Source organism: Streptomyces sp. NPDC002602, assembly GCF_042889445.1.
Taxonomy (GTDB): domain Bacteria; phylum Actinomycetota; class Actinomycetes; order Streptomycetales; family Streptomycetaceae; genus Streptomyces.
The window spans coordinates 292,704-307,289 of record NZ_JBIAQX010000007.1; the positions used below are offsets into that span (position 1 = coordinate 292,704).

The 14,586-nt window shown below is 71.0% G+C and carries 10 protein-coding genes; 3 read left to right on the plus strand and 7 right to left on the minus strand.

Annotated elements, in window-relative coordinates:
• Window positions 1-7: 7 nt before the first annotated feature.
• The 4 genes from ACFYW3_RS21455 to gmd form a co-directional block, all read right to left on the minus strand.
• On the minus strand, window positions 8-223 hold the full coding sequence (locus ACFYW3_RS21455; RefSeq protein ID WP_351750629.1) for a hypothetical protein: 216 nt from the start codon (window positions 221-223) through the stop codon (window positions 8-10).
• 125 nt (window positions 224-348) lie between these two features.
• On the minus strand, window positions 349-1,029 hold the full coding sequence (locus ACFYW3_RS21460; protein WP_389386987.1) for a hypothetical protein: 681 nt from the start codon (window positions 1,027-1,029) through the stop codon (window positions 349-351).
• 84 nt (window positions 1,030-1,113) lie between these two features.
• The gene (locus tag ACFYW3_RS21465; protein ID WP_389386988.1) at window positions 1,114-3,894 is read right to left on the minus strand and encodes a LamG-like jellyroll fold domain-containing protein; all 2,781 of its coding nucleotides are present in this window, start codon (window positions 3,892-3,894) and stop codon (window positions 1,114-1,116) included.
• 247 nt (window positions 3,895-4,141) lie between these two features.
• The gene (gene gmd / locus ACFYW3_RS21470; RefSeq protein ID WP_351757072.1) at window positions 4,142-5,155 is read right to left on the minus strand and encodes a GDP-mannose 4,6-dehydratase; all 1,014 of its coding nucleotides are present in this window, start codon (window positions 5,153-5,155) and stop codon (window positions 4,142-4,144) included.
• A gap of 320 nt (window positions 5,156-5,475) precedes the next feature.
• Here gmd and ACFYW3_RS21475 point away from each other — a divergent pair, with 320 nt between their 5' ends.
• The gene (locus ACFYW3_RS21475) at window positions 5,476-6,420 is read left to right on the plus strand and encodes a GDP-L-fucose synthase (RefSeq protein ID WP_053677734.1); all 945 of its coding nucleotides are present in this window, start codon (window positions 5,476-5,478) and stop codon (window positions 6,418-6,420) included.
• Between the two features lie 19 nt (window positions 6,421-6,439).
• On the opposite strand, the gene ACFYW3_RS21480 is transcribed toward ACFYW3_RS21475, so the two are convergent.
• Window positions 6,440-7,927, minus strand: a complete 1,488-nt coding sequence (locus ACFYW3_RS21480; protein ID WP_351757075.1) for a sugar transferase — start codon at window positions 7,925-7,927, stop codon at window positions 6,440-6,442.
• Between the two features lie 382 nt (window positions 7,928-8,309).
• Between ACFYW3_RS21480 and ACFYW3_RS21485 the strand changes: the two genes are divergently transcribed.
• On the plus strand, window positions 8,310-10,577 hold the full coding sequence (locus ACFYW3_RS21485; RefSeq protein WP_351757077.1) for a M4 family metallopeptidase: 2,268 nt from the start codon (window positions 8,310-8,312) through the stop codon (window positions 10,575-10,577).
• Between the two features lie 248 nt (window positions 10,578-10,825).
• Here the strand turns inward: ACFYW3_RS21485 and ACFYW3_RS21490 are convergent, their stop codons facing one another.
• Both ACFYW3_RS21490 and ACFYW3_RS21495 read right to left on the minus strand, forming a co-directional pair.
• On the minus strand, window positions 10,826-11,647 hold the full coding sequence (locus tag ACFYW3_RS21490; RefSeq protein WP_389386989.1) for a hypothetical protein: 822 nt from the start codon (window positions 11,645-11,647) through the stop codon (window positions 10,826-10,828).
• Window positions 11,648-11,918: 271 nt separating this feature from the next.
• Window positions 11,919-13,442: a DHA2 family efflux MFS transporter permease subunit gene (locus ACFYW3_RS21495; RefSeq protein ID WP_389386990.1), complete on the minus strand. Its 1,524-nt coding sequence runs from the start codon at window positions 13,440-13,442 to the stop codon at window positions 11,919-11,921.
• 127 nt (window positions 13,443-13,569) lie between these two features.
• Between ACFYW3_RS21495 and ACFYW3_RS21500 the strand changes: the two genes are divergently transcribed.
• Entirely contained in the window at window positions 13,570-14,583 is a 1,014-nt protein-coding gene (locus ACFYW3_RS21500) for an Lrp/AsnC family transcriptional regulator (protein ID WP_389386991.1), read from the plus strand.
• Window positions 14,584-14,586 lie beyond the last annotated feature (3 nt).

The following is a 14,586-nucleotide window of genomic DNA, read 5'->3' on the forward strand; positions in this document are numbered from 1 at the left end:
GGGGCGGTCAGACGCCGTCGCGACGGCCCTCGACCACCGGGAGGACCCCGGCGGCGCGCCGGCGCTTGAGGACGCTGGCGTAGACGGCGAGGCCGATGCCACCGGCCGCCATCATGATGAGGCCGACCAGATCGAGGTTGACGCTCTCCATCTTCCAGTCGCTCGCGAAGGTGAGGATGGCTCCCACCACGATCAGGGCGATGCAACCGCCGATGCCGCGCATACCTACCGCCTTCACAGTCTTGGTCGTGTCACACGCGGGTACCCGGCAACGGGACGCGAAAACGCCGCCGCCGCCCGGCAGTTCGGGCGGCGGCGGCGTTGCGGTACGGGGCGGGCCGGGGTGCGTCAGGCGCGGATCCAGGCGTAGCAGCCCGCGGAGTTGAACTCCGCGGCGCCGGCCGGGATGGTGGCCGTCACCTTGTCGCCCGCCTTGAGGGGGGCCGCCGGACCCGACGCGAGGACGGCGCCGTCCTTGCCCTTCGCCTCCCAGGTGCAGGTGGTGCTCTGGGTCAGCGCCCGGTAGTTGCCCGCGGCGGGCGACTTCCGGGGGCCTTCGGGGAAGCCCTTCTCCGCGGCCGCGAGGATCGGCTTCTGCTCCGGGCACAGCATGGTGATCGCGTCCTTCGCCCCCGGGATCTCCCCGGTGATGACGGCCCCGGTCGCCGCGTCCTTGTCGCGCTTGGCGGTGCGCTCCACGCGCTGGCAGGACTCCTGGCCGGTCTGGAGGACGGCCGCCGGGTCCATCTTCTCCGGCACCCGGCCGCTCAGGTACTTCTTCTGCTTGTCCGTGAAGTTGCCCGTCTTCGGGGTCAGCTTCGCGTCGGGGAGGACCGGGCCCGTCGGCTTCGTGTCGGTCGACGGGGTCGCCGAGGCCGGCGGGGCGTCCGCCGGGTCGGGAACCGACGACGAGGCGGGCGGCTTCGGCTTCGCGGCCTCGGAATCGGCCTTGCCGTCGCCCGAACTGCAGGCGGTCAGCGTCAGGGCGGCGGCCAGCAGAACAGCGGCCGCCGCGGGGCGTCGGTACATCAGGGGCTCCCGTACTTGCCGGTGGTGAGACAGGAGTACGGGGCCCGCCTGCTGAGGCGGGCCCCGTACTCCGTCAGGCGGTTGTTACTTCGGGCCGAAGGTGAGGATCAGCTGCGGAGCGGCGTCCGCGGCCGTCGACTCCGAGGACCAGAGCCACAGCGGGTCGGTACCCGTGCTGGTCAGCGCGAGGCTGGTGTTGTCGCCCAGCAGGGCGGTGACCGCCGCGGTGTCCAGGTCGATGCCGTGGACGGCGGAGCCGTCCGCGGCGCCCGCGAGGGTGCCGAGCGCGGGGCCGCCGAGCGCCGGCTTCGTGTTGAACGTGGTGGCCGCGGCGGTCCAGGAACCGGTGACCGGGACCACGGACACGGTGTCGGTCGTGCCGGCGCCCGCCTGGGTCGTGGTCTTGACCTGGAGCGAGGCCGCCTTCAGGACCTGCCCGGCCGGGGCGGCCGGGAGGGTGAAGCGCAGGTACGTCTGGTAGGCCGAGGTACCGCGGACCGCGAGCGAGGTGGCCGCGCCGTTGGCGGCGTTGGGGGCGCCCTGGTTGACGTAGGTGTCCTCGGTCGTGACGACCTTGGAGACCGTGTCGGTGGGGGCCTTCGCCAGGTCGTAGTGCGACTTGACCTGGGCCTGGGTGAGCGCCGTCGGGTAGACGGCCGTCTCGTCGATCTGACCGGCGAAGAAGTTGCTGGTCGGTCGGGTCGGCCAGCCGGCGAGGTTGTCGCCGCCGACGTGCCAGAAGCCCTGGTACGCGGTGGAGGTCGAGGCGTTGTTCGTGCCCTTGTTCTGACCGTCCACGTACAGGGTCATGCCACCGGGGCCCTGCGTGCCGACCACGTGGTGCCACTTGTTGTCGTTGTACGAGGGGTCGAACAGACCGGTGGAGATGGTCCGGTTCGAGCCGTTGTACACGCCGAAGACCAGGCGGCCGGTGTTGGTCATGTACAGCTGCTTGTCGTACGTGCCGCTGTTGTTGGTGGTGTTGTTGCCGAAGCCGATCAGCTTGCCACCGCGCGAGCTGTTCGTCTTGAACCAGGTCTCGATGGTGTAGCTGGACCCGACGCCCTGGCGGTGGTCGCTGTACACCTGCTGGCTGGTGCCGTTGAAGCCCATGGCCGTGCCGGAACCGGTGACGGCGCCGGGCGTCTGGCGCAGCGCCGGGGCGTTGACCTGGATGCCGCTGGTGTTGCCGGAGGCGGACGAGTCGGCGACGTACGGGCTGACCGCGTCGTCGTAGCGCCAGTACAGGTTGGCGCCGTCCGAGCGGACCTTGTCCGGGTACGACTGGACCGAGCTCGGGATGGTGACCGAGGTGGTGGCCGACAGCGCGCTGGTGTTGCCGGCGGCGTCGGTCGCGGTCACGCGGTAGGTGTACGACTGCCCGGCCTTGACCGTGGTGTCGATCCAGGAGGCCTGCGGGCGCTCCCACTCCAGGGACTCCGCCGCGACGGTGGCGATCGGGGTGCCCGAGCCGTTGCGGTAGATGCGGTACGTCAGCTTGCTGTCGTCCTGGTCGTAGCTGGTGCGCCAGCGGACCTGGGCCTCGCCGGGCTTGACGCTGCCCGCGCTGGCCACCGGGGTGGTCGGCGCGCCGACGTCGCCCTTGGACGAGAAGCGGGTGAGCGCCTGCTGCGGCTGACCGTTGATCAGGGTGAACTCACCGCCGACCCACATGTACTTGGTCTCGTTCTTCTCCGCGATGGCCATGACGCGCGGGCCGATGCCCTCGCCGAGGCCGTCGTTCGCGGTGGGGTGCCAGCCGAGCTTGCGCGGGCTGCGGACGAAGCCGTCCACGGGCGCGGGGGCGGCGCCTTCGTGGTCGGTGAGCTGCGCCAGCAGGAAGTTGCGCTTGCCGTCGGGGAACTGGTTCTCCAGCGAGCAGTCGTGCGCGTGCGAGGAGCTGTAGAGGACTCCGTCGTACGGCAGGACGAACTGCGTGGCGCCGAGGCAGCGGTCGCGCCACTTCTCGGTGAAGTTGGTGCCGAGACCGATGCGGCCGTCGAAGACGCCGCCGCCGGATCCCTCGTTGCCCGTGTAGTAGCCGGTCGCGTCGGCCGAGATGTGCTTGACGACCGAGTTCGACGGGATGTTGTTGTAGGTCTTGGCGACGGCGCCCGTGGTGGCGTTGACGACGGCCAGCGCGTGCGTGTTGGAGCCGTTGACCGAGAAGAAGTCGCCACCCAGGAGGACGTTCTTGCCGTCGTTGCTGAGCGCGATGGCGCGGCCGGGCTCGTCGGCGTTGGCGACGAACGGCTTGATCGCACCGGAGCCGGCGTCGACCGCGGCGAACCGCGCGCGGGTCTGGCCCTCGACGGTGCCGAAGTCTCCGGCCGCGTACAGGGTGTCGTCCGTGACGGCGAGCGCGCGCACGGTGGCGGGGAAGCTCGGGTGGAACGACGCCTTGGGGGTGCAGGTCTCGATGTCGATCGCGGCGACGCTGGAGACCGGGGTGCCGTTGACGGCCCCGAAGTATCCGGCCGCGTACAGCGTCTTGTTGTCCTTCGAGACGACCAGCGAACGGACGGTCGCGCTGCCGTCGCCCGTGGTGAAGGCCAGCTTGCAGGACGTCGGGTTGCCCGTCGCCGCGTCGAGCGCGACGAAGTTCACGGCTTCCTGCTCGGTGCCGCTGCCGGCGTTGTCCGGCGGACGGACCGCCGAGAAGGTACCGCCGGCGAACACGGTGCCGTTGGCCTGGGCCATGGCAAAGACGATGCCGTTCGGCTGCCAGGTCGGCAGGTCGTCGGCCGTGAATGCCACCGGCTGCGTGATGGCCGACGCCTCGGGCATCAGCACCAGGCCTATACCGGTGCCGGCACCGGCCAGTGACAGGACGAGGGCAGCAGTCAGCCCTCTGGATCTACGCATGAGCCCCCCAGGGCAATTGCCCGGTTTGATGGCTGGAACTAGACGAACAGCCATATGTACAGGCGCAGACTAGGGCTCGCGTGAGGGCCCGGTCACCTCACTTGACCCATTGCATACCAACTTGGAATCAACAGGGTTCAGCATGGAGGGTGCACTACGGACATACGGCAGGTTTACCCCGACCACACCCACAGAGACCTGCGGAGCATGGCCGGGACACAGCAAAGCGTAGGGGAAATATAAGCCCTCAGCGATCAATCCGTACCGTCACGCCCGCCAGTTGGTCCTCGACCTGGCGGATGTCGGCGTCGACCATGATGCGGGCCAACTCCGCGACCAGGACCGACGGCTTCCAGCCAAGCAGTTCGTTGGCCTTGGAGGCGTCACCGATGAGGGCGTCGACCTCGCTGGGGCGCTCGTACTTGGCGTCGTAGCGCACGTGGTCGTTCCAGTCGAGCCCGGCGTGGGTGAAGGAGGACTCGACGAACTCGCGGACGGTGGCGGCCACACCGGTGGCGACCACGTAGTCGGTCGCCTCGTCCTGCTGGAGCATCCGCCACATGGCGTCGACGTACTCCGGGGCGTATCCCCAGTCGCGGACGGCGTCGAGGTTGCCCAGGTAGAGGTGGTCCTGGAGGCCGGCCTTGATCCGGGCGACCGCGCGGGTGATCTTGCGGGTCACGAAGGTCTCGCCGCGGCGCGGGGACTCGTGGTTGAACAGGATCCCGTTGACGGCGAACATGTCGTACGCCTCGCGGTAGTTCACCGTGGTCCAGTACGCGAAGACCTTCGCGGCGCCGTAGGGGCTGCGCGGGTGGAACGGGGTGCTCTCGTTCTGCGGCGGCGGGGTGGCGCCGAACATCTCGGAGGACGAGGCCTGGTAGATGCGGGTGTCGATGCCGCTCGCCCGGATCGCCTCCAGCAGGCGCAGGGCGCCGAGGCCGGTCACGTCACCGGTGTACAGCGGGGCGTCGAAGGACACCCGCACATGCGACTGCGCGCCCAGGTTGTAGACCTCGTCGGGGCGTATGTCGCGGAGCAGGTTCACCAGGGCGACGCCGTCGGACAGGTCCGCGTGGTGCAGGACGAGGGAGCGGTTCTCCGTGTGGGGGTCCTGGTAGATGTGGTCGATCCGCTCCGTGTTGAAGCTGGAGGACCGCCGCACGAGCCCGTGCACCGTGTAGCCCTTGGAGAGCAGCAGCTCTGCGAGGTACGAGCCGTCCTGTCCGGTGACTCCGGTGATCAGTGCGGTCTTGCCCATGTGGGGTCCCCCTGTGAATCGTTGCGGTCTGTCGTGAAGTGCGGGGCGTGCCCCACCGTGCCGGGACGGCGTCCCGGCGTTTCGAGGCCGTGCCTCGGGGTTCGTGACGGGCCTGTGGGCCCGTGGCGGTGCCGCGCCGTGCGGGGGCGCGGGTCCCGGTCGGGGGGCGCTCCGTCCGCGCGGGCGCGGGCGCGGGGGCTGGATGGGTACCGTACACGGCCGAACCGGAGCTGCGCCCTCCGGATTCCGGCCGTTCCGACCCGTCGCGGGCCGGCCACCTCGGCGTCGACCCGCGTCCGGGGGCCGGCATCATCGGCGGTATGACAAGTTCGCTGCCGCTCCTGCCCCCGCACGCCCGCGTCTTCGTCGCCGGCCACCGCGGCCTCGTGGGGTCCGCGGTCGTCCGGCGCCTGACCGCCGACGGCCACGAGGTGCTCACCCGCGGTCGCGCGGAGCTCGACCTGCGCGATGCCGCCGCCACCGAGGCGTACCTGAAGGACGTCCGTCCGGACGCGGTGGTGCTGGCCGCCGCCAAGGTCGGCGGCATCATGGCCAACAGCACCTACCCGGTGCAGTTCCTGGAGGACAACCTCAAGATCCAGCTCAGCGTCATCGCCGGCTCGCACGCCGCCGGGGTGAACCGCCTGCTGTTCCTGGGCTCCTCCTGCATCTACCCCAAGCTGGCCCCGCAGCCGATCAGCGAGGACGCCCTGCTGACCGGCCCGCTGGAGCCGACCAACGAGGCGTACGCCCTGGCGAAGATCGCCGGCATCGTCCAGGTCCAGTCCTACCGCAAGCAGTACGGGGCCTCGTACATCTCGGCCATGCCGACGAACCTCTACGGTCCGGGCGACAACTTCGACCTGCAGTCCTCGCACGTGCTGCCCGCGCTGATCCGCCGCTTCCACGAGGCCGCGGCCGAGGGGCGCGACGAGGTCACCCTGTGGGGCTCGGGCACCCCCCGCCGCGAGTTCCTGCACGTGGACGACCTCGCGGCGGCGTGCGCGGTGCTGTTGAACGGCTACGACGGGGACGAGCCCGTCAACATCGGCTGCGGCGAGGACCTGACCATCAAGGCCCTGGCCGAGACCGTCGCCGAGGTGACCGGCTTCGAGGGCCGGCTCGCCTGGGACACCACCAAGCCGGACGGGACGCCCCGCAAGCTGCTGGACGTGACCCGTCTGACCTCGCTGGGCTGGAAGCCGGGCATCCCGCTGCGGGACGGCATCGCCTCCACGTACGCCTGGTGGTTGGGGCAGGGCTGATCGCACGGGCCGCGGCCCCTCAGTACGCTCCGCGACCGTCGACGACGGCGCGGAGGGTACGGCCCATGACGTCGACATCGCTGGTGAAGGACCAGTTGTCGACGTACTGCAGATCAAGCTGAATCGTTTCGTCCCAGGAGAGGTCCGAGCGCCCGCTGATCTGCCACAGGCCGGTCATGCCGGGCCGCACGGTGAGCCGGCGCAGCTCGACCTCGTCGTAGCGCGCCACCTCCTCCGGCAGCGGCGGCCTCGGGCCGACCAGCGACATGCTGCCGGTCAGCACGTTCACCAATTGGGGCAGTTCGTCCATGGACGTGCGGCGCAGCAGCCGGCCCACCCGGGTGACCCGGGGGTCCCGGCGCATCTTGAACATCAGGCCGTCGTTCTCGTTGGACGCCGACAGGTCGGCCTTGAGCTTGTCGGCGTCGACCACCATCGTGCGGAACTTCCACATGACGAAGGGCTCGCCGTCGCGGCCGATGCGGTGCTGGCTGTAGAAGGCCGGACCGCGGGAGCCCAGGCGTATCGCCAGGACGACCGCGAGGAACATCGGCGACAGGACCAGCAGCCCGATCGCGGCCCCCACCCGGTCCAGCACCGTCTTCAACAGGGTCTGGACGCCCCGCCGCACGGGCGGCGCGATCCGCAGCACGGCGAGCCCGCCCGCGGACAGGGTCTCCAGTCGCTTGACGGAGATCTCCACCAGTCCGGGGAAGACCGCCAGTTCCAGGCCGGCGTCGTGCAGGGCCCAGGCGACCCGGCGCAGCCGCTCGCCGGCGATGCGTACGCCGGGGGCGACCAGGACCAGGTCGGCGTGGTGTCCGGCGACGGCGCCGAGCACGGCGGCCGAGTCCCCGTACGGGGTGTCCGGCATCCCGGTGTCGAGCCGGGCCGCGACGGGCACTCCGCTGGACAGCGGGCCGTCGCCCACCGGGATCACCCCGACCACCACGTACGGGTGGTCGGTGCGGGCGGCCAGGTGCGCGATGACGCCCTCGGCGGCCTCGGGTTCGCCGACGACCAGGACCCGACTGACGGCCTGCGCCTCGCGACGGGCGGCCGAGAGGTGGCGGTAGGTGAGCTTGTGGACGGCGACGGTGATCAGCAGGGCGGGCAACAGTGCCCCGAGCGCGGCCAGTCGGGGGGTGCTCTCGCCGGTCACCACGCGGGCGACGGCCAGTACCCCGATGAGAATCAGCCAGTCGTGTACGACCGGCAGCACTCCCCGCGATTCGCCGAGCTGTCGGGCCGCGTAGCGCCTGCGCACGGCCTGCACCCCGGTCCACGCGAGGGCGGCGCCGACGGCGCAGTACGCGGGCCGGACCTGCTGCGCGGCCTCGAAGACGAGTCCCACGGGCACGGCGGCACCGAGGAAGTCGGCGGCCACGGCGACCGGCAGGTACCAACCGGCCTTGTCCCCGAGCCGTCGAGCGGGCGCGGTGGCCGCCCCGACCGTATCGGCAACGGTCCTGGCCACTCTTTGCGCAGGAAAATGGACATGCCTCATGGGCCCCCCTGGCACGTGGTCATATGACAACGGCGAGCGCCCGTGGCTTCCCCTGGCAACGGGCAACAGTCGCACCGGGAAACAGTACGACAAACACCCGTACGGTAAATGCCGTTTGCGTTAACGGTGCCTCTCGTTGCTCAAGCGTTAGCAACCGGTACCTCCTGTTCCGCACACCGAACTCCCCCTTCCCACACAAAGGTGAATGGTTCGGATACCGGATACGTATCTTCGGACAACGAACCGTTTCCAGCCAACCTTTTGACGCGGCCCTGACATCAGCGCCCACAGGTGGCACTCTTCGACCGTTCATCGCACCAGCCCTGATCTGCCCGGAGGCCCACCCAGCCATCCGGAACCCCCCTTGCAGAAGGAGTCTGCGTTGAGTCCCACCCCCCAGCGGCGTGCCACTGCGGCCGGCGCTCTCGTGGCCGCGGCAGCCCTGCTCGCCGTAGGTATACAGGCCGGAACAGCCACCGCCGACGCCACCGCGTCCCAGGCCCGCACGGCGGCCCAGCCCAACCCGGGCTCGGCCAACCGCGCACTCAGCGCTTCGGAGCGTGCGACGCTCCTCGCCGACGCCAACTCGACCACCGTGCAGGCGGCGAAGGCTCTCGGGCTCGGCGGCCAGGAGAAGCTCGTCGTCCGCGATGTCGTCCAGGATGCGGACGGCACCACGCACACGACCTACGAACGCACCTACGCCGGCCTGCCCGTGCTCGGCGGTGACCTGACGGTCCACGCCAAGAGCGGTGTCACCAAGAGCGTGACCAAGGCCACCAACCACGAGATCAAGGTCGCGGACACCAGCGCCTCGGTCACCCCGGCCTCGGCGGAGCAGCAGGCCCTCGGTCTGGCCAAGACCCAGGGTGCCAAGGACGCGAAGGCCTCCAAGAACGCCCGCAAGGTGATCTGGGCCGCCGAAGGCGCCCCGGTCCTCGCGTTCGAGACCGTCGTCGGCGGCCTCCAGCACGACGGCACCCCGAGCGCCCTGCACGTGGTCACCGACGCCAGGACCGGCGCCAAGATCACCGAGTGGCAGGCCATCGAGACCGGCACCGGCAACACGATGTACAGCGGTCAGGTGACGCTGGGCAGCTCGCAGTCGGGCAGCAACTACACGCTGACCGACGCCGGGCGCGGCAACCACAAGACCTACAACCTGAACAAGGGCTCGTCCGGCACCGGCACCCTGTTCTCCGGCCCGGACGACGTCTGGGGCAACGGCCAGGCCTCCAACGCCGAGACCGCCGGCGCGGACGCCCACTACGGCGCCCAGGTGACGTGGGACTACTACAAGAACGTGCACGGCCGCAACGGCCTGCGCAACGACGGCGTGGCCCCGTACACCCGGGTCCACTACGGCAACGCGTACGTCAACGCGTTCTGGGACGACAGCTGCTTCTGCATGACGTACGGCGACGGCGAGGGCAACGTCAAGCCCCTCACCTCGACGGACGTCGCGGCGCACGAGATGACCCACGGTCTCACCTCGGTCACCGGCAACATGACCTACAGCGGTGAGCCCGGCGGTCTGAACGAGGCCACCTCCGACATCATGGCGGCCGCGGTCGAGTTCTACGCCAACAACCCCCAGGACGTCGGTGACTACCTGGTCGGCGAGAAGATCGACATCAACGGCGACGGCTCCCCGCTGCGCTACATGGACAAGCCGAGCAAGGACGGCTCGTCCAAGGACTCCTGGTACTCGGGGCTGGGCGGCATCGACGTCCACTACTCCTCGGGTCCGGCCAACCACTGGTACTACCTGGCCTCCGAGGGCTCGGGCGCCAAGGTCATCAACGGCGTGAGCTACAACTCGCCCACCGCCGACAACCTGCCCGTCACGGCGATCGGCCGGGACGCCGCCTCGAAGATCTGGTTCCGCGCGCTGACGGTCGGCTACTTCAAGTCGAACACCAACTACGCCGCCGCGCGCACGGCCACCCTGCAGGCCGCCGCCGACCTGTACGGCCAGGGCTCGACCACGTACAACAACGTGGCCAACGCCTGGGCGGGCATCGCCGTCGGCGCCCGCATCACGACCGGTGTCACGGTCACCCCGATCGCCAACCAGAACACCCAGGTGGGTGGCGCCGTCAGCCTGCAGGTCCAGGCCACCAGCACCAACCCGGGCGCGCTGAGCTACGCGGCGACCGGCCTGCCGGCCGGCCTGTCGATCAACTCCTCCACCGGCCTGATCTCGGGCACGGCCACCACCGCCGCCACGTCCAACGTGACCGTCACGGTGACCGACTCGCAGAGCAAGACCGGTACGGCCTCCTTCACCTGGACGGTCGGCACCTCGCAGCCGAGCGTCTTCGAGAACACGGCCGACTACCAGATCGCGGACAACTCGACCGTCGAGTCCCCGATCACGGTGAACCGCACGGGCAACGCCCCGAGCACCCTCAAGGTGGACGTGAACATCGTCCACACCTACGTCGGTGACCTGAAGGTCGACCTGGTCGCCCCCGACGGCAGCGTCTACAACCTGCGCAACCGCACCGGCGGCAGCGCGGACAACATCGTCCAGACCTTCACCGTGAACGCCTCCTCCGAGGTCGCCAACGGCGTCTGGAAGCTCCGGGTCGCCGACCTGGCCGGCGCGGACACCGGCTACATCAACAGCTGGAAGCTCACCTTCTGATCCCCCTCGGGGATTGACCGCACCACCGTTCGATCGCGGGGCCGCTCGGGAGAAGACCACCCCGGGCGGCCCTGTTCCATGTCCGGGGTCCCGCCGACGGCGGGACCCGGTGCCCCCGCGAGGGGACCTTCGGCGCCCGAGTGGCCCCGCGGCCCGTCCCCGCGCGAAAGGCCCGGCACCCACGGGGTGGTTCCCAGGGGTGTCGGGCCCTTCCGGTCGGCCTGAGCCGGTGTCAGCGCCGGGGCGGGTCAGCCGATGGCGCGGAAGACGGTGTCCAGAACGCCGTACTCCTCTTCCTCCTCGCCGTCCTGACCGCGCTCGTCACGCTGCCCGTCCTCGTCGCGCGCCTCGTTCTCGTCGTCCTGGCCGCGCTCGTCACGCGCCTCGTCCTGGCCGCGCTCGTCGCGCGCCTCGTCCTCGTCGCGCTGTCCGTTCTCGTCCTCGGCCTGGTCGCCGCCCGGACGGCCGGCCTCGTCGCGCCGGTCCTCGTCCTCGCCGCGCTGCTCGTCCTCGCGCGACTGCTCGTCGGCGGACTCGTCGAAGGCCGGCTCGTCGTCGGCCGGGAACGCGGCGGGGGCGGCGACGGGGGCCACGGCGGGCTTGACCAGGTTCATCTGACGACCCTGCTCGGGACGGGCGTCGCGGCGGACGCGGCGGTCCTCGTCGTCGTTCCAGCCTCCGTCGTGGTGGCCGTGGCCGTTCCCGCCGGTGGGCCGGAAGTAGACCGAGAGGGCCTCGACGTCGTGCGCCCCGCCGCCCGGCGCCAGGGTGCGCACCGCCCGGCCGTTGCAACCGCGGCCCTCGAAGAGCACCGCCAGCGACTCGGTGCGGTTGTACGCCTCGGTGGCCGGCTGGTGCCGGGAGGTTCCGGTCAGTTCGTAGCAGGTGTCGTTGTCCGCGGGGCTGATGTGTCGGGTGTACTCGTCGCCGTCCTCGTCCTCGACGACGTAGTAGAGGCGGCCGAGCGTGTGGTGACCGTCGTAGTCGTCGTCGGCCATGGCCTGGCCGGAGGCCGGCAGGACGAGCGCGAGGGCGCCTAGGAAGGCCGCGGCGGTGGTGCGAGCACGCATGAGCAGTCCGTTTCTCTGGTCGCTGGATGCCGGATCCGGAGACATCCAGCGGGCAGCGTAGGAGCGCGCCGATCGGCAGAAACGATTCAGCATGCGCAGCGCGTTCGAAGGTTCACCCTCCCGGACCGGGCATTCGGGCCGGACGGCGGTCGTACGCCCATCCACCCCCCGTACATACGGACGCCCCCGCGCACACGAACGACCCCGGACGCACGGCGACCCGCGCACCCGGGAGTTTCGGATGCGCGGGTCGCCGTACGACCTCGACGGCTCAGGCGGAGGCCCGCTCGGGGGTCGAGCCCGTCGAGCCCTTGGCCTGGGCCGGGACCGACGCCCCGGTCCCCCGGGCGGGACGGATCAGCAGGACCACCACCAGCGCGCCCACCAGACCCATCACCCCGGAGGCCACGAAGGTGTCCCGGAGCCCGCTCGCGAAGGCGGCCTCCACCCACTCCCGGGCCTGCGGGCCGGCCGCGAGGAAGCGCCCCGCCCCGCCCGAGGCCAGTACCTCGGCGGTGCCGTGCGGCTGCCCGCTGTCGGCGAGCCCGCTCGTCAGACCGGCCTGGAAGAGCGCGCCGAGCACCGCGATGCCGAGGGCGTTGCCCAACTGGCGGGCGGTGTTCAGGGCGCCGCCGGCCATCCCGGCCCGGGCCGGGGCCACGGTTCCCATCGCGGCGGCGGCCAGCGGCGGGGTGGCCATCCCGACGCCCACGCCGGTCAGCACGAGTCCGGGCACCAGGGCCGTCCAGCCGTCGCCGGCGTCCAGCATCCAGGCCTGGAGCAGTGCGCCCGCCCCGATCAGCAGCAGCCCGCCGCCGATGGACAGTCGGGCGGGGGCGCCGTGCAGCAGTCGGCCGGCCACCGCGGAGACGAGGAACGCGGCCAGGCTCAGCGGCACCAGGACCAGTCCGGCCTGGACCGGGCCCATCCCCTCGGCGGACTGGAGCCAGAGCGAGACGTACATGAGGTACGAGAACGCGGCCCCGGACAGCAGCAGTCCGCCGGCCATCACCGCGACGAAGGTCGGGCTGCGGAAGAGGGAGAGGTCGAGCATCGGGTGCGCGGTGCGCAGTTCGACGAGGACGAAGGCGGCGAAGCAGGCCGCGCCGAGACCGAGCAGGCCGAGGGTGGCGGCGGAGGTCCAGCCGTTCTCCGCGACCCGGATGAGGGCGTAGGTGACGATGCCGGCGCCCGCCGTGAAGGTGACCATGCCGGGCAGGTCGAGGCCCTTGGCGTGCGGGTTGCGGGACTCGGCGACGGCCTTGAGGGTGACCCAGACGGCGAGGGCGCAGACGGGCAGGTTGATGAAGAAGATCCAGCGCCACCCGAAGTGCTCGGTCAGCAGCCCGCCGATGATCGGTCCGGCCGCGGCGGCCGCGCCGTTGACCGCGCCCCAGACGCCGAAGGCGATCCCCCGGTCGCGGCCCTGGTAGGCGCTGCTGAGCAGGGCCATGGTGGTGGCGAACATCGCCGCGCCGCCTATGCCCTGCACGGCGCGGAAGGCGATCAGCAGGACGGGGCCGGTGGCCAGGCCGCACGCCAGGGAGGCGGCGGCGAAGACGGCGAGCCCGCCGAGGTAGACGCGGCGGCGGCCGATCCGGTCGGCGAGGGAACCCGCGCCGAGCAGCAGTGCGGCGAGCGCCAGGGCGTAGACGTCCATCACCCACTGGAGTCCGGCGAATCCGGTGTCCATGTCGGTGGCCATGTCCGGGAGCGCGACGGTCACGATGGTGACGTCGACCAGGAGCATGAAGGCTCCGAGGCTCACGGCCGTCAAGGGCAGCCATTTACGCATGGGGGTTCTCCGGATCAAGAGCAGATGAGGTGTGCCACAAGAGTCGCGGTCACCCGTCCGGAGCAACCATCCAGCGGGCGTCCGACGCCGGATTTCACTTGTCGGACGCTCTGCGATGATGGAAACCATGCAGCCCCTGGCCGGTCCCGCCGAGATGGACCACCTCGACCTGGCTCTCGTACAGGCCCTCATGATCGACGGGCGGGCTTCCTTCAGCCGGCTCGCCGAGGTGCTGGAGGTCTCCGACCAGACGGTGGTGCGCCGCTACCGCCGGATGCGCACCACGGGCCTGGTCCGGGTGGTCGGCCTGCCGCTGGGCAGCCGGGTCGGGCTGTTCGAGTCCTGGCTTCGGGTGCAGTGCACGCCCGACGCCGCGCTCGCCGTGGCGGAGGCGCTGAGTCGACGCCCGGACATCGCCTGGGTCACCCTCAACTCGGGCGGCACCGAGATCCACTGCATGACCAAGGCACGGACCCGCCAGGACCGCGACGTCCTGCTGCTGGAGAAGCTCCCGCGCACCCGCCGGGTGATCGGGGTGAGCGCGCACACCATCCTGCGGATGTTCACGGGCGGGCCCGAGCGCTGGTTCGGCATCGACGCGCTGCGCCCGGACCAGGTGGCGGCGTTGGAGCGCCGGCCGCCGGAGCCGGTTCAGGACCGGTACGCGCTGGACGAGGCGGAGCTGGCGATGCTGGCCGTGCTGGGACAGGACGGCCGCGCCGGCTATCCGGAACTGGCCCGTGCCACCGGGCTGTCGGAGTCCACCGCCCGACGCCGGCTGGACCGGCTGCGGGACATGGGGGCGGTCTACTTCGACGTGGAGATCGTGCCCGCCATGCTCGGGTACGAGGCGGAGGCGGCGATGCTGCTGACGGTGGACCCGGCCCGGCTGGCGCAGGTGGGCGCGGCGATAGGCGAGCACCCCGAGGTGCCGTTCGCGGCGGCGGTCACCGGCTCGGCGAACCTGCTCGCGGTGGTGGTGTGCCGGGACACCGACGCGTTGTACACGTACCTCACCGAGCGGATCGGCGCGGTCGACGGCATCCGACAGGTGGAGCTGATCCCGATCCTGCGCACCGTGAAGCGGGCCGGGATGCTGGTGGAGGACGGGCGGCTGGTCGATCCGCCGCCCGTCCCCTGAGCG